The sequence below is a fragment of the Bacillus sp. XB1 genome, from assembly GCF_053557995.1.
Genome location: NZ_JBNRIL010000001.1, coordinates 1,936,257 through 1,960,868, shown reverse-complemented (window position 1 = coordinate 1,960,868; position 24,612 = coordinate 1,936,257). Strand labels below are relative to the sequence as shown.

Sequence of the window (24,612 nt, the reverse complement as noted above, 5' to 3'; positions counted from 1 at the left end):
AGAAATGAAATTTGAAACCACCTGCAGATAACAATAAAGAAGGTGCGGAGTCACATAAGTTGGAAAGTGAGAGTAAACCAATTTGGAAATCGATGTCGATGTTTTTAGTACCGTTATTATTAAGTAATGTACTACAATCAGTTGGACAATTATTTGGTATGGTAGTAGTAGGAAGATGGCTTGGAGTTAATGATTTAGCGGCCATATCAGCATTCTTCCCATTATTTTTCTTGCTCGTTTCATTTGTAATTGGTATCGGTTCAGGGAGCTCTATTTTAATTGGTCAGGCGTTTGGTGCTAAAAACGAAGATCGTTTAAAAGCTATCGTTGGTACGACGCTGACATTTACCTTTATTATTGGAGTTGTGTTGGCGATAATAGGAAGTATTTTTGCGATGGATATTATGCGTCTAATGGGAACGCCAGAAAATATTATTGAAATAAGTGTACATTATGCACGGATTTTATTTATATCGATGCCAGTATTATTTTTATATTTCGCATATACAACATTTATGAGAGGTACAGGAGATTCTAAAACGCCATTTTACTTTTTAATTGTAAGTACAGCACTAAATATGATTTTATTACCAGTTCTTATTTTTGGATGGTTAGGAGCTCCGAAATTAGATGTGTATGGAGCAGCCTATGCATCTGTTATATCTACAGTTATTACGTTTATTGTCATGCTTGTGTATTTAAAGAAGAAAAATCACCCATTACAACTAGATGGAACGGTTAGAAAATACCTTCGAATGGATGGGGAGTTATTAAAGCTATTGCTAAGGCTCGGTATACCGGCAAGTATAAATATGATATTAGTTTCATTATCTGAGATTGCCGTAATCGCATTTGTAAATCGTTACGGTTCGGATGCAACAGCTGCTTACGGCGTTGTGAATCAAGTTGCAAGTTATGTACAAATGCCAGCAGTTAGCCTTGGTATTACAGTTTCTATTTTTGCAGCACAATCAATTGGGGCGAATCAATTTGATCGATTGCAGAAAGTTGTGAAGGCCGGAATTATTATGAACTACGTCATCGGTGGTGTGTTAATATCTCTTATTTATTTATTCTCAAGAGACATTTTATCACTATTTTTAACGAGTCAAACTACAATTGAAATTGCTCATAGCTTAGTTATGATTACGTTATGGAGTTATTTAATTTTCGGTCATGCACAAATTATTAGTGCGACAATGCGAGCGAGCGGTACAGTACTTTGGCCAACTGTTATTGGAGTTGTTTCAATTTGGCTTGTAGAAGTACCCGTAGCATATTATCTTTCTTACCATACAAGTCTTGGAATAGAAGGCATTTGGATCGGGTATCCAGCAGCATTTATTGTCAGCTTACTATTGCAGTATGCATATTATAAGCTTTCATGGCAAAAGAAACGAATTACACGATTAGTTAGTTAAATAGAAAAATGTCCCTAAGTTATTAGACTTAGGGACATTTTTTCGTAAGTGCAGGTTTACAAATAGCTTTTTAAAGTTATATCAAAATGTTGTCTAATGAGTGTTTTATCACTCATATAAAGCTCCCACGCTTTTTCCGGTTCACCGATAATCTCAAAGGATTCCTCTGTAATATATAAAGCGCAATTATCCTCCAGTGCAATTCCTTCTATATTCCCTTGATGATTTTGTAAAAAGGAATGGAAGGCGTTCATTCTGTTTAATTGATTATAATGTGGACAAAATCTTTTATTAACAATACCCCATCCGTTACTCTCTATGTAACCAGAACCTTCATAATCTGATCGGATACTAGACGTGAACCAACACATAGCACCAGCGCTATAACCAGCAATAAGTGTTCCTTGTTGCAGAGCCAATAATAATTTTTCATCAAGTCTATGTTCTTTCCATTGCGTAAGCATGTGAATATAGTTTCCGCCACCTAGATAAATTAAATCGGCTGAATGAATCATCTCCTCTATTTCATACTTAGAAGGTGAATCTGTTGTAATGCGTAAAATTTGTACTTCACAATGTAATTGTTTTTCAAACGTGTCTAAAAATAATTTTATATAGCTTTCATCATCATGACTAGCCGTTGGAATAAACAATACTTTTGGATACTGTTTATTTGTTAATTCTATAAGGCGTTCATTAATAGGCAAGTGATTTGAATCTTGTAAATCACCGCCACCAATGACAGCTAATTTCATAGTAAAGCACCACCTAATCATTTTTGTTATATAAAAATTCGATAGAAGAGAGTTACATTCCTTCCGTAATGTAATCAATAATTAGAAAATGTAGCTTAAGTATATCGGAATAGTAAAGAAACTACTGACTATATATACCAATACATTAGAAACCATTCATTGATATATAATATTTCATACTAATGTTTCAAAAAATGGAAAAAATATGTTTAAATAGATGTAATGAAGCATTCATTCATATTGAATTTATACTTATATTTTAAAAGGGTATCGGAAATAATAGCGATTTTCTAAAACAGTTTTTACTTTTAATAGGAAGTTGTATTACAATATGGTAAAATTATTTCAATATATTTATTTAATATGAAATACAAAGAAGGAGCGTGAAAAAAGTGGATTTTCGATTTGAATTTACAACGAAGCTGAAAGAATACTTAGACGATGAGAAGGATGAAAAAATAATAAAAGATGGACATAGAGATGTAATTTTTCACTATTTATATGCGTTAGAGACTGAAATTGGCGTTGTTAAAAATCCTAATTTTACTTTTTTTGCATCAGGAAGACGTTCACATATAGTGTTAGAAAACGTTGAATTTAAAACAGAAGTAAATGTAAAAAGTAATATAATTGAAATTACAAAAATAGTGGATAATGTAGTTATTCCGTTAGATACTATCGTAGCGAAGGATCGGGAATTATTTGCCCTTGGGCGTAATGAGAAGTTTAGTGTACAAATATTAGAGCAGTATCTCTTTGATACATTTGGAGATAAGTTAGGCTTATAATGAATAGAATGTGGTACGTATTTATAGGTAGTGAATTTTAGTTTGTATTACTTGCGTTTGACCTCTCATTTAATTTGTACTACAATTCGTAGTGTGAAAGGAGTCATACGATGTTTACGCAAAACTATAGGTTAAATGAGCAAGGATTAAATCATTTCTTTGGACCGCTTGAAGCGAAGATTATGGAGATTATTTGGTCTACTGAAGGTATTACTATTAAAGAAGTCCAGCAGAAATTAAGTGAAGAATCGCCTGTGAATTTTAATACTGTTATGACAGTTATGAACAGGTTAGTAGAGAAATTACACTTAGAAAAACAGACTGTGAAAAGAAGTGGCATATATCGTGCTATACAAACGAAAGAAGAATTCTTATCCAATCAAACGAAGAAAATGACACAGGAATTAGTGGGGGAATTTGGAGATTTAGTTATAACACATATGATAGATGAGTTAGAGCAGGCTGATCCGAATTTAATAAAAAAATTAGAAGACAAATTGAATCAGTTAAAAAAAGAGGATCGATGAAATGAAATGGAAAATGCGTAAAATCGTATTGTTAGCGCTCATTGTTAGTACCCTCTTTTTCAGCTTGTTATTGTATTATGTTACATATCCATTTCTCTTTCAAAATAAGGCATTCTTCCTTTCAAAGTTTTGCTTGTTTCAGTTAGAAAAACATATGAAAGAACTATCAATGGTTCGTATTATAGTAGCGGGGTTATTATTAATTACTGTATTGATTGTGTGTAAAAGAATTTGGCGGCAATTTTTCTATAGTAAAAAAGTACAAAAAGTACTTATCCCACTTATTAGAAAAGGGAAACAAATATATATACTGCCGACTGCGGAAGTTGCAGCGTTTACAATTGGATTATTCCGTCCGAAAGTTGTCATGTCGGAAGGTTTGCTTCAGACGTTTTCAGATGAAGAGATTGATGCGATTATTTTCCATGAAGAATATCATCAAAATAATTGGGATCCGCTAAAATTATTTTGTTTTACGTTATTAGCAGAAGGAATGATGTACATCCCGATATTAAAAGAATTGTTACAACGATATCATACGTATCAAGAGTTAGCAGCAGATAAATATGCGATGCAAAAAATGGAATCTTCATTTGAGTTAGGTAGCGCATTATTAAAATTAATTAAAATAAAGACAATGGAAAATCGATGTGTTACAGCTTCATTTGCAAAAACAGCAATAAATTTACGAATCGAGCAAGTGTTAAATGAAAAGGTTGCTAAGCTTACTATTCCGTTACATACGAACTCGGTATATGTAACAATAGGGTTATTCTGTGTGTCGATTGTACTTATTGTCGGAGAGTGCATATAGCCTCTTTTTTTTAGGGTAAACACTACTCTATGTAGTGTGGATAGAGTGTTGTCATTTATATCATTATACTTTTTATCGCTATATATATCTTATTTATCATATATTACAGGTATTTTATTGTATACAAATCAAATGACGAAAATTACAGCATTCTTTATTCGTCTATTCGGTGGATTTACAGGTTTTTAAAAATGAGGAGGAAGAAAAGTGAAGAAACTAATTGCTATTATACTAGTAGGTGCTCTCGCTTGGGCGGGGGTTAACTTTTATAATTCAAAGAAAGAAGAAAAGGAAAGAAAAGCAAAGCAAGCAGAGTTACAAGAGAAAGAAGTATTACCACAAGTAGGTTTTAAAGCACCTGGCATCACATTAAAAGGATTAGACGGAAAGTTGCAGTCGTTAAATGATGCCAAGGGAAAACCATATATTATTAATTTTTGGGCATCATGGTGTGGGCCGTGTGAAATGGAGGCACCTGACTTAGTTCATATGTATGATAAATATAAAAAGGATGTTGAAATTTTTGCGGTGAATGCAACTGTTAGTGACCCAGTACAAGAAGCAAGCGCATTTGCTAATCGCTATGGATTTGAGTTTCCGGTTCTACTAGATATGGACGGAGTAGCTGGACTAGATTATAAAGTATTCTCTTTACCGACGACATTTTTTGTTAATAAGGATGGAATTATAGTAGATCATGTACGAGGTGTATTACCACCAGATCAATTAGAAAAGAAATTTAAGAAATTGATTGAGAGCTAAAAGGGGATTTCGTGATGATGGAGTGGATCGTGAGATTACAACCCGTATCTCTTATAATTGGAAGTCTATTTGGATTTATGTTGATGAAACGAAAGATGAGGCATCAAAATGCATCATATGAAAAAATGATGGATGCCGTAACAAATGCGTTTATTATCATCGTATTTGTATGGAAGTTTGCACCAGCAATTTTAAATCCTGTATGGGCTTTTAAATCGCCATTGCAAGCATTATTAGCTATAGGAAGTATGCAACATATTGTAGTAGGATGCGTAATTGCTAGTGTATACATTGTTTGGAAAAGTAAAAAGGAACAATTTTCGCTTCGTATTTTACTTGATGCATTGCCTTTTGGTCTGTGTGTAAGTATTATCTTTTATTTTCTATTACATCATGAAGTAGGTGTACAAACGACACTACCATGGGGAATGAATATATACGAATCTAAATTTTTGTATCATCCTATTTTTGTATATGAGATTATCCTCAACCTTTGTATAATGGGCTTGTTATGGATGAAAAATGAAAGGATCGGAAATGGAAAGAATATAAGTATTTTTCTAATTGTTGAGGGGTTTGCTCAAATTATTATTTCGCTTGTTAGTGAACAAAATTCGGTACAGTTTGGTCTATCAGCACAGCAAATAATGAGCTTTTGTATTATTAGTTTAGGGATTTTGTTGGTGCCGAAAAAATAAAAGATATCCATGTACAGAGAGTATCTGTGTATGGATATCTTTTATAAGCGTATTTCTTCATCATATGCTAAATCATTATATTGTAGAAACCTAAAAACCCCTTTATTAGGGGTTTTTAGGTTTCTACAGGTCTGCATGTGTTTCTTGTTTATCTGTATCCCATTTTGGAAGTTGTTTTGCTTGTTGATTTTCAGTGAAATTATTAAAGCCAAAAGCAAGTATGCATGTAAAGGTTAAAATAGCTAAACTAATCTTTTTCATTATCTTAGTGCCTCCTTAGTTAATAATTTTTGTTTTGCTTCGTAAGTTTTGAAAAAATATTTTTGAGATTTCTCTATTTTATTCACTTTATGAAATTCTACTGCTAATAATTCGTAATATTCTTGTGCATAATCGTATAATTCTTTACTGTTAAAATATGTGGTGCCTGCAATGATTGCGTTTTCTAAGTCGTCTAGAATACCAGTGTGTTGTGTTTTTAAGATAGTGAAATGGTGTTTATATTCTTGATTATTTAATTCATTACAAATTTCTAAGCCTTTTTGAACCCAATCGTTTGCAAGTTCTTTTTCATTTAAACTAAAATGTTCTTTGGCTTGTAGAAAATTGGCTTTTAGGTGTTTAGGTAATTTGTTTGTAACTATTGTAAGATGTCTAATAGCAAGGGTTGATAGATTTTGAGAAGAGTAGAGCCAACCTAAGTTATTTCGAACTTTTAAGATTAGTGTATCGTCTTTCAGCTTTTGTAAAATATTGATTGCTGAATTATAGTTCTCTTCGGCTTGTTCGAATTGTTTTAAATAAACAGAACATGAGCCTAAAATGTTTTCGCATAGAGCTATTTTAATTTCATAACGTGGATATTTTGAGAAAATCTCTTTCGCTTGATTTGCATAATTGATTGCTGTAAGTGGTTTGTTTGTATGGTGATTAAATATAGCAAATTTATATTTATATTCAGCTTCTTCTAGTTCACCTGGTACATGTTTTAAAAGGGATTCAGCTTTTTCGTATTCTTTTTTTGCTTCATCATAATTTCCAATAATGGTAGCATGTTCAGCTTTAAAAAAGTGATAATAATAAGTAATAAAGTCTTCAGTTATTGGATTGTCTAAACGAACAATTTGACTAAAAGTATCATACTTAATGTTTGTCCAATCGGTTAGGACCTTATATTTAAAGTTTAGTAGGGAGTAGTAAAGCGATAGATTTTGATCAGCTTCAATTTTATTAATCTGTTTCTCTATTTTTTCTTTTAATTGTTTCGCTTCAATTAATTGCTCCGCTACCATTACTTGATATAAAATGTTTAATTCGTTGACAATCTGTTCATGCCCTTTTAATAACACACTCATTATATATTCCCCCATCCGATAAAAGTATTCTAATTTAATTATTTCTATAATAGCAAAATAGAAGAAGTATAAGAGTAATTTTACCATATTTTTCAACAAAATTCTGAAAAAACAATTAATTTTTACGTGTTTCTTATTTTTATGTGAATATTACAAGTGCCTCTGGTAGTGGTGGGATGAATCTGACTCATGATACGTTAGCATCAATGGGAGGGATAGCTTCACTTGTAAATATGTTTTTAGGAGGATTGTTCGGATTGGGTCCAACTGTTAAGCTTTTAACAAAAATTTCACTTTCTTATTTAATAAAAACAGGATAATCCGCATTTTATAAGAATCATCCTGTTTTTATTGATATATTAAAAAATCGGCGGAGTAACAGAAAATAAGACTATCGCATTTTTCTCAAAATGATTCACCCATTTATGCTTTAAATAAGCAGGTATCTTTACACTGTCGCCAGTTTCTAATACGTATTCTTCCTCGTTTAAATATAATGTGATTTTCCCATCTAAGACAAATGCTAATTCTTCTCCTTTATGTTCTAGCACATTTTCTGATGAAGCTGTATTAGGCGGGACGGTCATAATTGCTGTTGCTAAATTTCCAGTGAAATCAGGTGAAAGCATTTCATATGATAAATTATCGATAATCATTTTCTTTCGTTTATGGGAACGTACAATTAAATCGTCTGTATTTGTATCTTCAAGTAAAAAGCTAAATGTTGGCACATCAAGAGCTTTAGCAAGCACTTTTAATGTTTGAATAGAAGGGTTAGCGGACCCACGCTCAATTTGACTTAACATAGATGGTGTAATATCGGCCATCTTTGCTAGTTCTTTACTAGTTAAACCTTTTTCTTTTCTTTGTTTTTCAATTTTTTTACCAATATCTATATTTTCCATAATGAAAATCTCCTTAAGGGTTATTAAATTATATTTAAATAAATTAAATTAAAATTAACTAAAGTTAACGATTTGTGTTAAACTATATTAAAATTAATTTAATTATAATTTATTATATGGTGAGCTACAAGGATATAGGGAGGAAACAAAATGAAAGAAATAGGGGCATTACAAGCAGAATACCCATTAGTGAATAAACTTATTGCAACAGAAGAAGTATTTTGGATAAATCCAAACATAGAAAAGTATGAAAGGGCAATAAAAGATTCACCACTTAATGAAGAGAATGTAAAAGATGTGGAAGAGAGATTAAAGCGTTTTGCACCATATATTGCGAAAGTTTTTCCTGAAACGAAAGGGACGAATGGCATAATCGAATCACCTTTAGTGAAAATATCTTCTATGAAAGAAGCTTTAGAGACAAATTACAAGCAACCTATTTTAGGAGAATTATTATTAAAATGTGATAGTCATCTTCCGATATCAGGATCAATTAAAGCTAGGGGCGGCATTTATGAAGTTTTGAAACATGCTGAGCAACTAGCATTGCAGCACGGAATGTTAACAGAGGAAGCGGATTATTCCATTTTAGATAGTGATATATGTAGAGAACTTTTCTCGAAGTATTCAATTGCGGTAGGTTCGACAGGGAATTTAGGACTTAGCATTGGGATTATGAGTGCGAAACTAGGTTTTAACGTAACGGTTCATATGTCAGCAGATGCGAAACAATGGAAAAAAGATTTATTAAGAAGTAAAGGTGTAAACGTTATTGAATATGAAGATGATTATAGTAAAGCAGTAGAAGAAGGAAGAAGACAAGCGGATTCGGATCCTAGCTGTTATTTTGTAGATGATGAAAATTCCCATGATTTATTTTTAGGATACGCAGTAGCAGCATTGCGATTACAAAAGCAATTAGAAGAGTTAGAGGTTGTAGTAGATGAAAATCATCCTTTATTTGTTTATCTTCCGTGCGGAGTAGGAGGAGGACCTGGCGGGGTAGCATTTGGTTTAAAGTTATTGTATAAAGACAACGTGCACTGCTTCTTTGCGGAGCCTACGCACTCTCCATGCATGTTACTCGGTTTAATGACAGGACTTCATGATAAAATTGCTGTTCAAGATATCGGGATTGATAATGTAACAGACGCGGACGGACTAGCGGTAGGAAGACCGTCTGGATTTGTCGGTAAAACGATGGAACCATTTTTGAGTGGGAATTACACAGTAAGCGATGAAGAGTTATATAGATTGTTAAAAGAACTAGCTGACACGGAGAATATTTATTTAGAGCCTTCTGCACTAGCAGGTATGATAGGGCCAGTGAAAGTATGTAAAGAAGATGAGTATTTACAAAAGCAACAGTTAACAGAGAAGGTGAAAAAAGGTACTCATATTGTGTGGGGAACGGGTGGAAGTATGGTTCCAAAAGATGTAATGAATGAATATTATAGGAAAGGTTTGGAGTTAACGGTATAAGAAAAATGAGGCTAATTGTAGCCTCATTTTTTCATGTACATAAAAATCTTTGTTATTTTCACAATAGTTCTTTATAGTATATATAAAGGATAACTAATATTGAATAAATACAACAAAAAAGCTTTATTTTACATAATAAGAGGATGTGTATACGATGTCATTACAGACTAAATATATAGCGGGTATTTCGCTTGGGGTTATGGGTGTAGGCTTTGCGGCTTCTATCCCTTTTCAAGGAACGATAGCTGGAGAGATTATACAAGGGGGATTTGAAGCTGGGTTAGTTGGCGGGCTTGCAGATTGGTTCGCAGTTACAGCATTATTCCGTCACCCGATGGGAATTCCAATTCCGCATACAGCTTTGTTACCTAAAAACCGTAAACGAGTAACGAAAGGGCTCATCAATACGTTAGAAAATGAGTGGCTAACGAAAGAAAGTATTACGAATAAAGTAAAAGAAATGCAGCTAGCACAAATGGTGCTACAAATTGCAGAGAGAGAAATGCAGTCTGATGCTGTGAAAAAAGGCATTGTAACGATTGCTGAGAAGGCGATTGTTTCAATCGATACAGAAAAATTAGCGGTTATTATTGAAAAAGAATTAAAGACGTATTTACATACAATTAATACAAATAACATTTTACAAGTGCTTGTTGATCAATTAGTTGTGCAAGAATATGATGAAAAGACACTTGATTACATATTAGTGAAGGTAAAAGATTGGACAGCGCAAGATGAAGCTCGTTACCAGCTCGGTAGCTTAGGTATGAAGGCGATGGAAAATATAAAAGTAGATGGATTCTTGCAGTTTACTTTGAAATCATTTATGAATATTGTAGATGAAGATAAGATTGGCGGCATTTTGCAGAAGTTTATCATTAGTAATATTAACAGCTTACAAGAGGCTGATAATAGCACAAGACAACTTATATTAGCGAAGATTCGTCAAGAAATTATCAATGTAAAAGAAAATGAAGCCTTATTACAGGAATTAGAAAATTGGAAAGAAAAGTGGCTTGCGAATTGGAATGCTACTGACAAAATAAAAGAGATGCTAGAGCAAGTACAGCAAAGAGCAGTTGCTTTTGTAAATAATGAAGAATTTGCTGATAAATATGTTATTCCATTTTTACAAAAACAAATGAATAAAATAAAAGAAGATGAACAAACTGTTCAAAAAATAGAGGAGTGGTTACAAAAGCAAGTTGTCACACTTGTGGAAAAGAACCATTCGAAAATCGGTAAGCTTGTACAAGAAAATCTTGATAAGTTAGATGATAAAACGTTAATCGAAATGATTGAAAATAATGTCGGTAAAGATTTACAGTGGATCCGAGTGAACGGGGCGGTTTGCGGATTTATGATTGGATTAGTGTTAGAAGGAATTAAAGCGATTATATGAGAAAAACCTTCCGCAATTGCGGAAGGTTTTTTATTTTTCGAGAACACTCATATTCAAATTATAAGCTTTCTCAATATTTAACTTGTACGTCCCATTTCCAGTTTTAATCGAATTTTTATACCAATGTTCTTGGTTGTTTAATTCTGGATGTTCTTCTGAAGAAGTATTTTCGTTTTTCGTTAAATCTTCTACTTGTTCCCAAGGTGTACTTCCATGGGTTTCTTTTTGATTCGTTACTGCTGTTAAAGATACATCACTTTCTTTTGCAAGATGGACAGACACTCTTGAGCTTTCCTGTACAAACCAATTATTTTGTAATTGACCTGGATAAAGAGATAGTTCGTTATTTGAAGCACGGATTTCCACATTTTTATTTTGCGGAAGAACAAGCGTTGGTTTCACCTGTGGTGCTGAATTAAATAATGTATGCTGAACAGGTAAAGATTTTAAAGTGATATACATCGTTTCTCCAGCCGTTTGAACTGAAAGGAAATCATCTCGTTTTAAATTGAGTTTTTCATTTGCTTTCGTTGTCATTTCATAAGTTCCCAAAAGATGAATTTGATTTGTATTATTTCCCTCTATCGTTAGAGGCTGATGTCCTGCATCTACTACGATTTTTTTGATAGATTCAGGTATATCAAATTGTCCGTCTGGAATATTACTCGTTTGCCTCGTTGTGTTAATAGAGTGACGAACTTCTTCTAGTAATCCAGTTGATAATAAACAGTAAAAAGCAATTCCGACGCTTCCTAAAACGCCGATAAAGAAAATACTAAAAATATCATATTTAATAAATGATTGTTCCTTCTTAGAAAATAGAAGGTATAGTAAAACTTCGGCTCCAAGTATGATGAGTAAAACTGGCCACCATGCAGTTAGTGTATCTAATACTTGAATTCCTTTTACGACTGAAAATAGTAAAAAGCATCCTAACGATATAATAGAAAGCCCCATTGAGAATGTTCCAACACGCCAAGTCCTCATTCGCTTGTCCCACCTTTGTTTTCTTTATTTCCAAGTAACAATTTAAAGCCGCCGCCAATTAAAAGGAGCGCAACGATAGATGTTTGGAAATAGCGATAATATAGTTCACTAAGATGAATATTAAATATAGTTACAAAATAATCATTCAAAATAGGAAGGACTGTTTGATTTAATAAATAATAACCACCGAGTGTAATTAATCCGATACCGATCCATCTTTGATGATTTATAAAATAATCGATAATGGGTTCGTCTTGAACTCGTTCTTTTCCGTATTTTGCTGTTTGCTGTAACGCATCAAAAAAGCTATAGAACCAAATGATTGGTACTAAAAATAAAAACGCAGAAAGTCTTAATAAGTCGAGTAAATAAATAGATAGTAAGAAGGCTGCCATAAGCTGAAGACCACGGCGTTGTAAGCCTAAATACATATGACCTGCTCCAGGGAACATCGCTAAAATAGAAGCAAATGTTTTACTTTTCTTTCCCTGCTCTCGATGTTCTTCAAAATCTTCGAAAATAGTACGGTCAATTAATTGCTCGCCACGTTCTTTTTTCTGTAGTTGCTGAACAACGTCAAAGAAATTATAAATCCATAAAACAGGTAACGTAATAAGGAAGATAAGAAAACTTTCTTGCGATGTTAAAAGTGCAACGAAAATGATCATACTTCCGATTCCTGTGCAAGCTACTAAAAATGTAAGTCCGCGTTGCATAAGTCCTAATTGGAAATGGCCAAGTCCAGGGATGATGGATAAGAGAATGATATAAAATCGTTCGCTCTCTTTAGAGGAATTTATCACTTCTCCAGCTTCTTGCTTTTTCGTTTGGTTTATAATGGTGATAACTAAATCTAGTAAGTTAATTACCCATAGAACAGCTAGTAAAAATAGAGAAAGAAAAGCAATATCACGTTCTCTTACTACTATGGTACAAAATACTGCAAAGGAGAATAGAAATAGTGATCCCCCGCTATATAAAATAAACCGTCCTAGCTTTTTTAAGTATAAATGTCCAAGCCCAGGAATTAGCCCTAATACAAGTGCTAAAAAGGGATTTTTATTCATGCTTTGAACCTCCGTCCTTTTTCGATGTGTCTACCGATTTGTTTACAATTTGTTGTGAAATAGAAGACTCGTTATGTTTTGAAGATTTCTCTAAATTTGATGTCGCTGTAAAAATATACTGAAATAAACCACTTACCATAAAAATAATTGTAGCCGCAGTCGCAATTATGTAATGAATGATCGTGCGCTTTAGTGAGGTTGTTTTTATATTTTCATTAGACTGTAGTGTTTCAAAATTAATTTGCGTCATAACTTCGTTCGTAAATGAATCATCATTTATCATTGGAAGGTTTTCATGTTGTTCATCAATACTTTCCATATAAAGTGCTAAACAATGATCACATTCATAAAGATGTTCTTCCATAGATTCACGTTCATTGCTTTCTATAAAATCTAATGTATAATTGCGCCAATCTTCTTTTGAATAATGCATCATAGAAACTCTTCCTCCTTCCAATGTTTTTTAATCCATTTTCTTGCTCGATACAGTTTCATTTCGACTGTTTTTACTTCGATGTTTTCCTGTAAAGCAATTTCTTGATAGCTCTTTTCTTCTAAGTAATGTGCGAGAACGACGTCACGGTAATTTTCGGGAAGTTCTCGCAGTTTTTGAGCAATGAGTAATTTTTGCTCTTTCGTCAATAATAAAGCCTCAATATTATGAGAGGACTGTATATTTTCCTCAGCTTCTTTACATAAGGAGAGTTCTTCACTTTCTCTAGCTTTCTTTCTCTTATAATCAATAGCGTGATTGGTGGCAATACGTGCCATCCACGTTTTTAATCCGCGAAATTGATAATTTGGGAGAGAGGTGTGAATTTTTACGAATACTTCTTGTGTAACATCTTTCGCATCTTCTTCATGTCTTAAAATAGAAAAGATAACTTGAAAAATATAATGACGATATGTTTGTACAAGGATACGAAAAGCATGCTCGCTTCCTTGCTGTGCTTTTTCAATTAATTGTTTTTCCTCAATCGGTCTCTCCCTCCTTTTTGACGCATTCTATTATATAGACGTAAAGAATGATAAGTCACCCTACACATTTTGTAAAAAAAGAATAATATATTTTTTGCGGGAGAGCTAGATGAAAAAAGGTGTGAAAAAATGGTAAAGAGAAGTATATAATGAGCAAGTAGGAAATGTTACACGGAGAAAGGATGTGAATGTTAGTAGGGAAAGGTCCATACTAACAAACATGAAAATTAAAATATTAATAGCAGATGATAACTCTTTTATTAGAGAAGGCATGAAAATTATTTTAAATACATACGAAGAGTTTGAAGTAGTAGATACTGTAAATGATGGGGAAGAAGCTGTAGCGTATTGTAAAAAGCATGAAGTTGATATTGCTCTTTTAGATGTTCGTATGCCAAATATGAACGGGGTAGAGGCGACGAAGTTCATTTGTGAAGAGACGAAAACAAAACCGCTTATTTTAACGACGTTTGATGATGATGAATATATTTTGGATGCAGTAAAAAATGGAGCGAAAGGTTATTTATTAAAAAATAACGATCCGGAGCGTATTCGTGATGCGATAAAAGGAGTATATAACGGTCAAACTGTTATGCAAGATGTTATTCTCGATAAAATTAAGTCTAATTTAATGGAAAGTAAAGAGGAAGAATGTAAAATTGATAAGAGCCTTTTCACAGAAAGGGAGCTTAGTATTATTGCATTAATTGCAAAAGGTTTCTCAAATAAAGAAATTTCGAAACAGCTTTTTATATCTGAGGGAACAATTGCAAATTATATTACGTCAGTTTTAGGGAAAACTGGACTTGAACATCGCACACAAATTGCGATTTATTACTTAACAGGGAAAGTAGATTAATGATATGGAATTTTGGTTAACTGTAAGTAAATTAATTGTCTTTTTATATATTGTGTTCAGTTATATTTACGCAAATATAGCAAATTTACCGTGGGTTATATTTACTTTACTTATTTACCTCTCTGTAAACGTAATGATTTCTATATTTAAAAAAGATACGTATAAAAAAATATTAATCTGTATGTCCATTGGCGTAGTTATGTTATTTACATGGAGGGTTCATCCATTTTTTATTTTGTTTTTACCTTTGAACTTATACGAAATTACATTCTATTACATAGAAAAGAATTGGCCACGCTTTGTCGTTATGATGCTCCCAATTACGATTGCAGATGAAAGTATTCGAATGACTTATGGATTGATTGTTGCATTTTCTTTTCTCGTTTTAACAATTGCAGATCGATATATATCGCGTGTAGTAAAGCTTGAATCGCAAAATGATAAGATGCGAAAAGATATGCAACGACTTACGAAAAGCTTACATGAAAATAAAGAGTACATAAGACAATCTGAATACACATTTAAGCTAGAAGAGAGAAATCGGTTATCGCAAGAAATTCATGATAAAATTGGTCACTCGATGACGGGTGCACTTATTCAAATGGAGGCAGCAAAGAGGTTAATGGAAATAGATAAAGAAAAATCTGCGGAGTTATTACAAAATGCAATTCACATTTCAAAAGATGGAATTGAAAGTATTCGCATTACATTGAAAAATATGAAGCCACCAACTGAGCAAATTGGTATTCATCGTATGAAATTATTCATAGAGGAATTTGCCGGTAAGAATGATGTGAATATTCCTTTCGTTTATAAGGGGAACTTAGATATGATTTCTCCGATACAGTGGAAAATTATTGGTGAAAATGTTATGGAGGCATTAACGAACGCGATGAAGTATGCTGATGCGACAGTCATCTCAATTGATATTCATGTACTTAACAAGATGGTGAAAGTACAAGTGAAGGATAACGGAAAAGGTGCGGTTCTCGTTAAGAAAGGTCTCGGGATTATGGGGATGGAGGAGCGAACAGCGTCAGTAAACGGAAAAATTATTGTAGATGGAACAAGTGGTTTTGCAGTAACAATGTTGTTGCCGATATGAGGATGAATCATCTCATATGAAAAAAGTGAATAATCTCATGTGAAAAGAATGAACTTCTGCACTGAGCAGGTTCATTCTTTTTGTTTATACTAAAAGCAGAGAAACCGAAATAGGGGTGAAATGATGAATACATTAGAAATTAAAAATTTAACGAAAAAATTTGGTGATTTCATCGCAGTTGATAATATGTCTTTATCTATTAAAGAAGGAGAAATATTTGGCTTTTTAGGATCGAATGGTGCTGGTAAGAGTACAACGATTAATATGATTGCTGGTTTGTTAAGAAGTAATGAAGGCGAAATTAGCATACTAGGAAAAAATATAAAGAAACATAACCGATTTGCGAAGATGAATATCGGTATCGTTCCGCAAGATATTGCGATTTATGAAGAGTTAACTGCCTATGAAAATGTGAAATTCTTTGCTGGGTTGTACGGATTACGAGGAGCCGAATTAAAAGCTAGGGTAGAGGAAGCTCTTCAATTTGTAGGACTTAGTGATAAACAGAAAAGCTATCCGAAGAACTTTTCTGGCGGGATGAAACGGAGACTGAATATCGCTTGTGCGATTGCTCATAGACCGAAGTTAATTATTATGGATGAGCCGACAGTTGGAATTGATCCACAGTCAAGAAACTACATTTTGCAGTCAGTACGTAAATTAAATGAAATGGGAAGTACGATTATTTACACGAGCCACTACATGGAAGAAGTAGAAGAGATTTGTACGAAAATCGCAATTGTCGACCACGGTAAAGTGATTGCAGAAGGTACGAAAGAACAGTTAAAAGCGATTATTACAGATACGAAAGATATTTGGATTGAAGTGAAGTCAGTAGAAAATTTAGATGTAGAAAAGTTAAAAGAGATAAACGGTGTGAAAGCTGTTCAAATTGAAGAGAACGTAATCAAGGTAAACTCGGATGCAGGATTAAATAATTTAAATCAAGTTATTCAGCATTTCATTAATCATGACATTGAAATTCGTTCGTTAGAGGAGCAGGCTCCAAACTTAGAAACAGTATTTCTTACGTTAACCGGAAGAAACTTACGAGATAAATAAAAGGTAAATGAAGAAAAGGTAAAGGGAGGTTCATCAATTGAACATCTTCAATATTGCAATTATGCATATTAAAAGAGATTTCAGAGACGTAAGAACTTTAGTTTTTATGTTAGCATTTCCGATTGTACTTATGCTTGTGTTAGGAACAGCGTTAACCAACGCATTTAATAGTGATAGTCATTCGATTAAAGATATACAAGTGCTATATAAAGATGAAGCGAGTAGCACGTTTTCTCAATCATTTGCAGCATTTACGAAAGAAGTGGATAAATCAGGTATTCATTTTAAAAAAGCTTCCGGCAGTATAGATGGGAAAGAAGAAGTGAAGAAAAATAAATATGCTGCTTATGTAGAGTTAAATAAAGATGGTGCAAAATTTTACGGAAGTGATAAAAGTAGTATTGAGGGGAGTATTGTGGAAGGAATGCTTACAACATTTGTTGATAAGTACAATGTAGCGGTCGAAGTTGCAAAAGTAGATCCTACTAAGGTGAGCACAGTTATTTCAAACGGAAATCATAATGATTATATAAAAGAAACATCCTTACAAGCTGCGAAAAAACCAGGTTCTATGGATTACTATGCGGTTGTAATGACAACGATGATTGCACTGTATGCTGCGATGGGAGCGAGTTCTTTAATTCGAGGAGAACGAATACGTAAAACAGGAGATCGTCTCATTGCTGCACCTATAAGTAAAGCTGAAATATTCATTGGAAAAGTACTTGGTAGCCTAGTAGCAAATGCCCTGTGCATATTACTCGTCATGTTATTTAGTAAATTTGTTTTTCAAGCGAATTGGGGCGACCATCTTGGAATCATATTTCTTATTTTATTAACACAAGTCTTTCTAGCAATTAGTTTCGGTTTAGGAATCGGATATATTACGAAAACAGCTGAAGCGTCCAGGGCAATTATTATGGTTGGTGTGCAATTAGCTTCTATTTTTGGAGGTGCATATTTCGTAATAGAAGAAAATTTCGTTACGAATTTATCGCCATTAACTTGGGCAAATACAGCTGTTATGAAAATTATTTATGCAAATGATGTAGGGGCAGCACTACCAGTCATTTCTTTAAACCTTGGAATTTCAGCACTCTTTTTATTAATTGCAATTATTGCATTACGTAGACGGGAGGGGCTATAGTATGAAGGATATTTTATGGCTCATACAAAAAACGTTATCTGTGCTTTTGAAAAATAAAAAAAGTTTACTCATTATAATTAGCTTGCCGATAATAGGGACGCTCATTTCCTTCTCGATATACGGAAATGCAGGGCAAGGAACGTTAAATATCGGGATTGTAAATAAAGAAAATGAGCCGATAGCAAATGATACGATAAAGTTTTTAGAAGGATTAAATCATGTGAATGTGAGTAAGGTGAAGGAGTCTGAAGTAGAAGATAAACTCACTTCCAAAAAACTTGATGGAGTTATTACATTAGCTTCTGGTTTTTCAAAAAGTGTTCGAGAAGGGAAACCAGAGCATATTGAAATTTCATCGATTAAAGGTGATCAAGTAACAGGATTTATAAAATCATATTTATATAATTATATTGATAATATAGCAGCTATTAGTAAAATAGCAGGAACAGATCAAAGCACATTCGACAATATGTACGCAGGGTATCAAAAAAGTTCATTTAAAATGAAAACTGAGACGCTAGAAGATACTTCGAAAAATAAAGATATGACAAATCAAACGATGGGTTACCTTATTATGTTTATGCTGTTTTCAGCAGCGAACTTATCAGGTCATATTTTAAAAGAAAAAGAGAATAGAACGTACTTTAGACTATTATCAACGCCGATAGATGGGAAGAAGTTTATATTATCTAATGTCGGAGTAAATATGATAATACTAACAGTACAAATTTTGATTACAATCCTATTCCTAACGAATGTTTTTCATACGAATATCAATATGCCTTTCATAGTGATGATGGGCGTACTAATGCTATTTGCATTAATCGCAATTGGAATATCATTAGTCCTTGTAGCTTTTTCGAAAAACTCAGCATCGGCAAATGCGATGCAAAATATGATCATTGTACCAACATGCTTACTTGCTGGATGTTATTTCCCATATGACATTATGCCAAGTGCAGTACAAAAAGTAGCTAATTTTCTTCCGCAGCGCTGGTTGTTAGATACGATATCAAAACTACAGCAGGGAATACCATTCTCGGAGTTGTATTTAAACATTTTAATTTTATTCGCTTTCGCAATTGCATTCTTCTTAATTGCTATTTATAAGTTTGGAAGAAATAATGATGCGAGAAATTTTGTTTAATGTGAAAAGGTGTGGCTTAATGCCATACCTTTTTTGTTTGAAATTTAGAGTATCTTTTGTAGTATAGGAATGCTTTTGTAGAGCACTTCGTTATGTGAAGCATGCAAAACATATTTATTTCCCTCTAGAAGAAAAACGCTATGTAGAACAGCGTTACCGTCACCATGTTTTGTAAGTAAATCACCGACGACTTTGCCGTCTGTCCATTTCAGTTTGGAATGTGAAGGGACGACTTGTAAATATTGAGTTGTTTCCTCTCCATCTCCGGCAATGAGTGTCGTTTCAATATTTCTTTTTTGTATAATAAATCTATTTGTATTTAATATATCGAGGAAAGGGTTTTTCGTTTTCATCTTACTATAAGGAAGAAATGTAATAGAAGAGTCGGATTTTATAAATAAATAATTTCCGTAATCTTTACAAGGAATAACATCTTGTAATCCTGGAAAGTAAATGTGTATCGCCTCAACTTTATTCATTTTATGTAAGATGCTTAAGTAACAAATATATTGTTCCATATAAAAATGAACGATATTTATTTTAGAAGAGGCATGGATAGGGAGACTGCCTCCAGTCCAATAACTATAATTTGGTGGAGATCCAGCGTTTGGTGTGCAGAGTATTATAAGTTGATTCACATCATTTTTATATTCGTCACTTTGAACGTAAGAACGTCCAAGAAGGCCGCCCATACTATGACAAATTAAATTTAGTTTATCGCAACCTGTAATCTTTTTAGCATAAGCAATCGTTTGTAATAAATATTTTTGTGTAGAAAAAACAATACGCTGCCGCCAGTCATAAAAACAGATGAACAAGTCTTTATTTCGTTCGTAGCCCATACTTTCTAGCATCATGATGAATGGTTCGTAAACAAATGCAGAAAGTCCAAAACTCCAATTACCAGTGCCGGGAATAATAATATTGCTCATTGAACCGAAAAGACCTGGGATAAAAACAATAGGAGTTTTTCTTTTTCTCATATTCATATCTCCTTTAACTGTTTAGTATCAATAAAAATAAGAAATACATTTCGTATGAAAACATATTTAAATGAAACACTACGAAATAGTAAGGAATATGATTGGAAGGAAACCAAAATGATTAAAAAAATATTAAGAGTTACTTCTATTATTATTGCTATTTTCGTTTTTATTGTAATTTGTATGCATATCGATGTTACCTTAGGTAGGAAAATGGAAGCTGGAAAAAACATGCCGACAGAGTATGCGCCTCATTATAGTGATTTTCAATTATATGTAGAAGGGAAATCATTATATGAGCAGCTATTTGAAGATATTAAAAAAGCGAAAAGCTCTATCTACACTTATTTCTTCATTTTGTCGGATGATAAAAGTAGTCATACTTTTTTAAACTTATTAAAAGAGAAGGCAAAAGAAGGAGTAAACGTCTATTTATCAGTTGATCGCATTAATGATTTATCATTTGAAAGAAAGATGATAAATGAATTACGGGAAAGTGGTGTGCATTTTACATATAGTAGAAAACCTGCATTGCCATTCGGATTTTATTCACTTCACCATCGTAATCATCGCCGTATTACGACGATTGATGGGGATATTGGCTATACAGGCGGATTTAATATAGGAGATGAGTACTTAGGGAAAGATAAGCGATTTGGATATTGGCGTGATTATCATGTACGGCTTAAAGGAGAAGGAGCAAAAGATTTAGAACAGCAATTCGCTTTAGATTGGAAACGAGATACGAAAGAAGAGATAAAGAGGAGTACGAATAAAGCTAGTAAAGGGAATACATTACATACTATGACTAGTTACAATGGGCATTACGTTGCTGAAAAATATATAGAGCTCATAAAACAAGCTCAACACTCCATTGTAATTGCAACGCCGTATTTTATAGCAAAAAATAAAGAATCCATGAATGCTTTAATCGCAGCACAAAAGCGTGGTGTTACAGTAAAAATACTTTGGTCATATAAACCAGATCTACCTCTTATAAAAGAAGCGGCGTATCCATACATACGTCAAGCTGTTAATAATGGGATTACTGTATATGGGTATAAAAAAGGAATGTTCCATGGCAAATTAATGCTTATTGATAATGAATTAACCGTTATTGGTACAACAAACTTTACTTCGCGTAGCTTCAATATAAATGATGAAATGAATTTTTATATTTATGGTGGTCCTATTGTAGGACAAGTTAATAAGGCGTTAACAGAGGATTTTCATGATTCGAAAGAAATGACGAAAGAGTTTTTTGAAAAGTTATCTTTTTGGGAGCGTTGTAAGGAGAAAGTGGCGGGATTGGTTGAGTTCTATTTGTGATGATGGATTAGGAAAGGGTGCCTACAAAAGGCACCCTTTTTGGTGGGAAATCATTATTTTTCATGCACCAGCATCGTAACATCATCATTAATCAACGTCCCCACATGTTCACCTAAACATATTTTTTTCATCACTCCAGGCTCATCAAAGTTAAAGACATGTGCTGGTAAATTGTAGTCCCGGGCAAGCAGTAATGCCGCTTGATCCATGACTTGTATATTTTGTCTAACGACATCATTATAGTTTAGTTTGCTGTACATTTTTGCTGATTTGTTATGCTTTGGATCACTTGTAAAAACACCGTCGACACCTTGTTTTGCGACTAATATGGCATCACTATTCATTTCGATGGCTCTTTGTACACTTGGATAATCTGTTGTCACGAACGGTTGCCCGTTTCCGCCTCCAAAGATAACGATATAGCCGTTATCTAAATGGTGGGCTGCACGTAAGCGAATGTATGGTTCAGCTACTGCATTAAATGGAATGGACGTCATAACGCGTACTTCTCTATTTGTTTTACTTGTTAAAACACCGCGAAGCATTAAGCTGTTAATGATTGTACCTAGTGTACCGATATTATCAGCTTCTACGCGATCAATTCCCCACTCTTCAGCTAGATGCCCCCTAAAAATGTTACCGCCACCGATGACGATGGATACTTCGATACCTAAATCAACAATGGATAAAATTTCGTTTGCGATATGTTCTAATCGTTTGGAGTTAAAGCTATTTCCAGTTTGATCGGCAAGTGCACCGCCGCTTAATTTAATTAAGACACGTTTATATGGCCTCATAACAATTCCCCCTATATAGATCGCAATAAAAAAGGAACAAAGGCGAATGCCTTTGTTCCTTTTTAAGAAAATGAAAAAGAAAAGAAGAAGATAGGACGAATTGCTTTGTATAGTTTTTCATAACATCCACTCCTTTTCATTTTGATTTGTTTTAAGTATATATCTTTTTGATTATACGAAACAATCTGATTACTTATCAAGTTTATTTTATCGTTTTTTAACAAAATGGTGTCAATGAAAAAAAGAAGAAAAATATTTGAATTTTTTGTGACGAACTTGTAGGTTTTTGTATGATTTTGTAGGTTCGCTTATAAGATGTGTGAGTAGCTTTTATAAATTCAAATTGAAAGCGTTCGCATGAAGGGGATGAACATAAATGAAAAAATTCGGATTGGCAACACAAATTTTTGTCGCGCTTGTTTTAGGGATTGTAGTAGGGGCAGTCTTTTATGGCAATAAAACGGCGATTTCTTATATCACACCAATTGGGGATATATTTATTCACTTAATTAAGATGATTGTAGTACCAATTGTTATTTCAGCATTAATTGTTGCAGTAGCTGGTGTAGGAGATATGAAGAAGCTTGGGAAACTGGGTGGTAAGACAATTCTTTATTTCGAAATTATTACGACGATTGCTATTTTAATGGGATTACTTGCAGCGAATATATTCCAACCAGGTACTGGTGTTGATATGAGTAATTTACAGCAAAGTGATATTTCTTCTTATAAACAAACTGCAGATGCAACAGAGAAGAAAGGTTTTGCTGAGACAATTGTTCACATTGTACCGAAAAACGTATTTGAATCGATTGCACAAGGTGACCTATTACCGATTATATTCTTCTCAGTATTATTCGGCTTAGGAGTTGCGGCAATTGGGGAAAAAGGAAAGCCTGTCTTTAACTTTTTTGAAGGCGTACTCGAAGCCATGTTTTGGGTTACAAATCAAGTTATGAAATTTGCACCATTTGGTGTATTCGCATTAATTGCCGTTACGGTTGCAAAATTTGGTGTAGCAACACTACTTCCGCTAGGAAAACTAGTGCTAGCTGTATACGTAACTGTTATACTATTCGTTGTGATTGTATTAGGTATTAATGCACGAATGGTTGGAGTAAACATTTTTACATTAATAAAAATTTTAAAAGAAGAATTGATTCTTTCATTTACGACAGCAAGTTCAGAAGCTGTTTTACCTAATATAATGAGAAAAATGGAAGAGTTCGGTTGTCCAAAGGCAGTTGCCTCTTTCGTAATTCCGACAGGTTATACATTTAACTTGACTGGATCAGCTATTTATCAAGCGTTAGCGGCATTGTTTGTTGCACAAATGTACGGTGTGCACATGTCACTAACGGAGCAAATAACGTTATTATTCGTTCTCATGTTAACATCCAAAGGTATGGCGGGAGTTCCAGGTGCATCGTTCGTTGTTGTATTAGCAACGTTAGGTTCAATGGGGTTACCACTAGAAGGTATCGCATTAATTGCGGGAATTGACCGCATTTTAGATATGATTCGCTCATCTGTCAATGTATTAGGAAATGCATTAGCGGCTATTGTTATGTCGAAGTGGGAAGGCGAATTCGATAATGAGAAAGCAAAACAATATGTAGAAACAGTCAAAGAAACAAAAGCAGCATAAGAAATCGTTAAGGAGTGAATAATCATGGCAACATTAACTGAAGTTAAAAATGGTGTTCGAATTGAAAAAGATTTTTTAGGTGAAAAAGAAGTACCAAACTATGCATACTACGGCGTACAAACAATGCGTGCAGTTGAAAACTTCCCAATTACAGGATACAAAATCCATGAAGGTTTAATTAAAGCGTTCGCAATTGTAAAAAAAGCTGCAGCGCTTGCGAATACAGATGTAGGAAGATTGGAATTAAACAAGGGCGGTGCGATCGCAGAAGCTGCTCAAGAAATTCTTGATGGAAAATGGCATGATCATTTCATCGTAGATCCAATCCAAGGCGGAGCGGGTACTTCAATGAACATGAATGCAAATGAAGTCATTGCCAATCGTGCTCTTGAATTATTAGGAATGGAAAAGGGAGACTATCATTATATTAGTCCAAATAGTCATGTAAATATGGCCCAATCAACAAATGATGCATTCCCAACGGCGATTCATATCGCAACGTTAAATGCATTAGAAGGCTTATTACAAACGATGGGTTATATGCATGATGTATTTGAATTAAAAGCAGAACAGTTTGACCATGTTATTAAAATG

At 33.6% G+C, this 24,612-nt stretch carries 28 protein-coding genes; 18 read left to right on the top strand and 10 right to left on the bottom strand.

What is annotated here, in order from left to right:
* The first annotated feature begins 11 nt into the window (after positions 1–11).
* The gene (locus tag ACK1U5_RS09905; protein ID WP_000804128.1) at positions 12–1,421 is read left to right on the top strand and encodes an MATE family efflux transporter; all 1,410 of its coding nucleotides are present in this window, start codon (positions 12–14) and stop codon (positions 1,419–1,421) included.
* A gap of 56 nt (positions 1,422–1,477) precedes the next feature.
* Here ACK1U5_RS09905 and ACK1U5_RS09900 read toward each other — a convergent pair whose 3' ends face one another.
* Entirely contained in the window at positions 1,478–2,176 is a 699-nt protein-coding gene (locus ACK1U5_RS09900; protein WP_069604825.1) for a peptidase E, read from the bottom strand.
* A gap of 392 nt (positions 2,177–2,568) precedes the next feature.
* On the opposite strand from ACK1U5_RS09900, the gene ACK1U5_RS09895 reads away from it, so the two are divergent.
* The 6 genes from ACK1U5_RS09895 (at position 2,569) to ACK1U5_RS09870 (ending at position 5,765) form a co-directional block, all read left to right on the top strand.
* Positions 2,569–2,964, top strand: coding sequence for a DUF3942 family protein (locus ACK1U5_RS09895; protein ID WP_000347526.1), 396 nt, complete (start codon positions 2,569–2,571; stop codon positions 2,962–2,964).
* A gap of 110 nt (positions 2,965–3,074) precedes the next feature.
* Positions 3,075–3,491, top strand: coding sequence for a BlaI/MecI/CopY family transcriptional regulator (locus ACK1U5_RS09890; protein WP_000495075.1), 417 nt, complete (start codon positions 3,075–3,077; stop codon positions 3,489–3,491).
* A 1-nt stretch (position 3,492) separates the two neighbouring features.
* The gene (locus ACK1U5_RS09885; RefSeq protein WP_069605007.1) at positions 3,493–4,305 is read left to right on the top strand and encodes a M56 family metallopeptidase; all 813 of its coding nucleotides are present in this window, start codon (positions 3,493–3,495) and stop codon (positions 4,303–4,305) included.
* Positions 4,306–4,353: 48 nt separating this feature from the next.
* Entirely contained in the window at positions 4,354–4,494 is a 141-nt protein-coding gene (locus ACK1U5_RS09880) for a hypothetical protein (RefSeq protein ID WP_015382254.1), read from the top strand.
* An 18-nt stretch (positions 4,495–4,512) separates the two neighbouring features.
* Entirely contained in the window at positions 4,513–5,067 is a 555-nt protein-coding gene (locus ACK1U5_RS09875; protein WP_000733174.1) for a TlpA family protein disulfide reductase, read from the top strand.
* Between the two features lie 17 nt (positions 5,068–5,084).
* A complete protein-coding gene (locus ACK1U5_RS09870) occupies positions 5,085–5,765 on the top strand; it encodes a prolipoprotein diacylglyceryl transferase family protein (protein WP_021728690.1) in 681 nt (226 codons plus the stop codon).
* Positions 5,766–5,888: 123 nt separating this feature from the next.
* Here ACK1U5_RS09870 and ACK1U5_RS09865 read toward each other — a convergent pair whose 3' ends face one another.
* Complete coding sequence (locus tag ACK1U5_RS09865; protein ID WP_000724010.1) at positions 5,889–6,026, bottom strand: hypothetical protein; 138 nt, start codon at positions 6,024–6,026, stop codon at positions 5,889–5,891.
* Positions 6,026–7,120 (bottom strand): response regulator aspartate phosphatase, encoded by a 1,095-nt coding sequence (locus ACK1U5_RS09860; RefSeq protein ID WP_000114846.1) that lies wholly within the window; start codon positions 7,118–7,120, stop codon positions 6,026–6,028. Before ACK1U5_RS09860 ends, ACK1U5_RS09865 begins: the two co-directional genes overlap by 1 nt.
* Positions 7,121–7,263: 143 nt before the next feature.
* Here ACK1U5_RS09860 and ACK1U5_RS09855 point away from each other — a divergent pair, with 143 nt between their 5' ends.
* On the top strand, positions 7,264–7,440 hold the full coding sequence (locus ACK1U5_RS09855) for an ATPase (protein WP_069604915.1): 177 nt from the start codon (positions 7,264–7,266) through the stop codon (positions 7,438–7,440).
* Between the two features lie 39 nt (positions 7,441–7,479).
* Here the strand turns inward: ACK1U5_RS09855 and ACK1U5_RS09850 are convergent, their stop codons facing one another.
* Entirely contained in the window at positions 7,480–8,025 is a 546-nt protein-coding gene (locus tag ACK1U5_RS09850; protein WP_000427637.1) for a helix-turn-helix domain-containing protein, read from the bottom strand.
* 150 nt (positions 8,026–8,175) lie between these two features.
* Between ACK1U5_RS09850 and ACK1U5_RS09845 the strand changes: the two genes are divergently transcribed.
* Together ACK1U5_RS09845 and ACK1U5_RS09840 are read left to right on the top strand one after the other, a co-directional pair.
* A complete protein-coding gene (locus ACK1U5_RS09845) occupies positions 8,176–9,507 on the top strand; it encodes a D-serine ammonia-lyase (RefSeq protein WP_069604916.1) in 1,332 nt (443 codons plus the stop codon).
* Positions 9,508–9,661: 154 nt separating this feature from the next.
* Complete coding sequence (locus ACK1U5_RS09840) at positions 9,662–10,909, top strand: DUF445 domain-containing protein (protein ID WP_000058298.1); 1,248 nt, start codon at positions 9,662–9,664, stop codon at positions 10,907–10,909.
* A 30-nt stretch (positions 10,910–10,939) separates the two neighbouring features.
* On the opposite strand, the gene exsE is transcribed toward ACK1U5_RS09840, so the two are convergent.
* From exsE to ACK1U5_RS09820, 4 genes are read right to left on the bottom strand one after another with little or no spacing between them, the layout of a single operon-like run.
* The gene (gene exsE, locus ACK1U5_RS09835; RefSeq protein WP_001261427.1) at positions 10,940–11,896 is read right to left on the bottom strand and encodes an exosporium protein ExsE; all 957 of its coding nucleotides are present in this window, start codon (positions 11,894–11,896) and stop codon (positions 10,940–10,942) included.
* Complete coding sequence (locus tag ACK1U5_RS09830) at positions 11,893–12,963, bottom strand: hypothetical protein (RefSeq protein WP_001039124.1); 1,071 nt, start codon at positions 12,961–12,963, stop codon at positions 11,893–11,895. Before ACK1U5_RS09830 ends, exsE begins: the two co-directional genes overlap by 4 nt.
* Complete coding sequence (locus ACK1U5_RS09825; protein ID WP_000972351.1) at positions 12,956–13,399, bottom strand: hypothetical protein; 444 nt, start codon at positions 13,397–13,399, stop codon at positions 12,956–12,958. Before ACK1U5_RS09825 ends, ACK1U5_RS09830 begins: the two co-directional genes overlap by 8 nt.
* On the bottom strand, positions 13,396–13,884 hold the full coding sequence (locus ACK1U5_RS09820) for an RNA polymerase sigma factor (protein WP_080029649.1): 489 nt from the start codon (positions 13,882–13,884) through the stop codon (positions 13,396–13,398). Before ACK1U5_RS09820 ends, ACK1U5_RS09825 begins: the two co-directional genes overlap by 4 nt.
* 277 nt (positions 13,885–14,161) lie before the next feature.
* Here ACK1U5_RS09820 and ACK1U5_RS09815 point away from each other — a divergent pair, with 277 nt between their 5' ends.
* The 5 genes from ACK1U5_RS09815 to ACK1U5_RS09795 all read left to right on the top strand — a co-directional run bounded on the left by ACK1U5_RS09815 (position 14,162) and on the right by ACK1U5_RS09795 (position 19,261).
* Entirely contained in the window at positions 14,162–14,800 is a 639-nt protein-coding gene (locus tag ACK1U5_RS09815; protein ID WP_000694092.1) for a response regulator transcription factor, read from the top strand.
* 4 nt (positions 14,801–14,804) lie between these two features.
* The gene (locus ACK1U5_RS09810) at positions 14,805–15,905 is read left to right on the top strand and encodes a sensor histidine kinase (protein WP_000397677.1); all 1,101 of its coding nucleotides are present in this window, start codon (positions 14,805–14,807) and stop codon (positions 15,903–15,905) included.
* 123 nt (positions 15,906–16,028) lie between these two features.
* Positions 16,029–16,967, top strand: coding sequence for an ABC transporter ATP-binding protein (locus tag ACK1U5_RS09805; RefSeq protein ID WP_069604917.1), 939 nt, complete (start codon positions 16,029–16,031; stop codon positions 16,965–16,967).
* Positions 16,968–17,004: 37 nt separating this feature from the next.
* Complete coding sequence (locus tag ACK1U5_RS09800) at positions 17,005–18,114, top strand: ABC transporter permease (protein WP_001020149.1); 1,110 nt, start codon at positions 17,005–17,007, stop codon at positions 18,112–18,114.
* Between the two features lies 1 nt (position 18,115).
* Positions 18,116–19,261 (top strand): ABC transporter permease, encoded by a 1,146-nt coding sequence (locus ACK1U5_RS09795; RefSeq protein ID WP_000651878.1) that lies wholly within the window; start codon positions 18,116–18,118, stop codon positions 19,259–19,261.
* A gap of 44 nt (positions 19,262–19,305) precedes the next feature.
* Here ACK1U5_RS09795 and ACK1U5_RS09790 read toward each other — a convergent pair whose 3' ends face one another.
* Positions 19,306–20,244, bottom strand: a complete 939-nt coding sequence (locus tag ACK1U5_RS09790) for an esterase/lipase family protein (protein WP_001231637.1) — start codon at positions 20,242–20,244, stop codon at positions 19,306–19,308.
* Positions 20,245–20,361: 117 nt separating this feature from the next.
* On the opposite strand from ACK1U5_RS09790, the gene cls reads away from it, so the two are divergent.
* A complete protein-coding gene (cls, locus tag ACK1U5_RS09785; RefSeq protein WP_025967123.1) occupies positions 20,362–21,573 on the top strand; it encodes a cardiolipin synthase in 1,212 nt (403 codons plus the stop codon).
* A gap of 53 nt (positions 21,574–21,626) precedes the next feature.
* Here the strand turns inward: cls and pyrH are convergent, their stop codons facing one another.
* On the bottom strand, positions 21,627–22,370 hold the full coding sequence (pyrH, locus tag ACK1U5_RS09780) for a UMP kinase (protein ID WP_001248058.1): 744 nt from the start codon (positions 22,368–22,370) through the stop codon (positions 21,627–21,629).
* Between the two features lie 376 nt (positions 22,371–22,746).
* On the opposite strand from pyrH, the gene ACK1U5_RS09775 reads away from it, so the two are divergent.
* The gene (locus ACK1U5_RS09775; protein WP_000713291.1) at positions 22,747–24,018 is read left to right on the top strand and encodes a cation:dicarboxylate symporter family transporter; all 1,272 of its coding nucleotides are present in this window, start codon (positions 22,747–22,749) and stop codon (positions 24,016–24,018) included.
* A 24-nt stretch (positions 24,019–24,042) separates the two neighbouring features.
* Positions 24,043–24,612, top strand: a 570-nt coding sequence (locus ACK1U5_RS09770; RefSeq protein WP_448814818.1) for a lyase family protein, incomplete at its 3' end; no start/stop codon positions are given.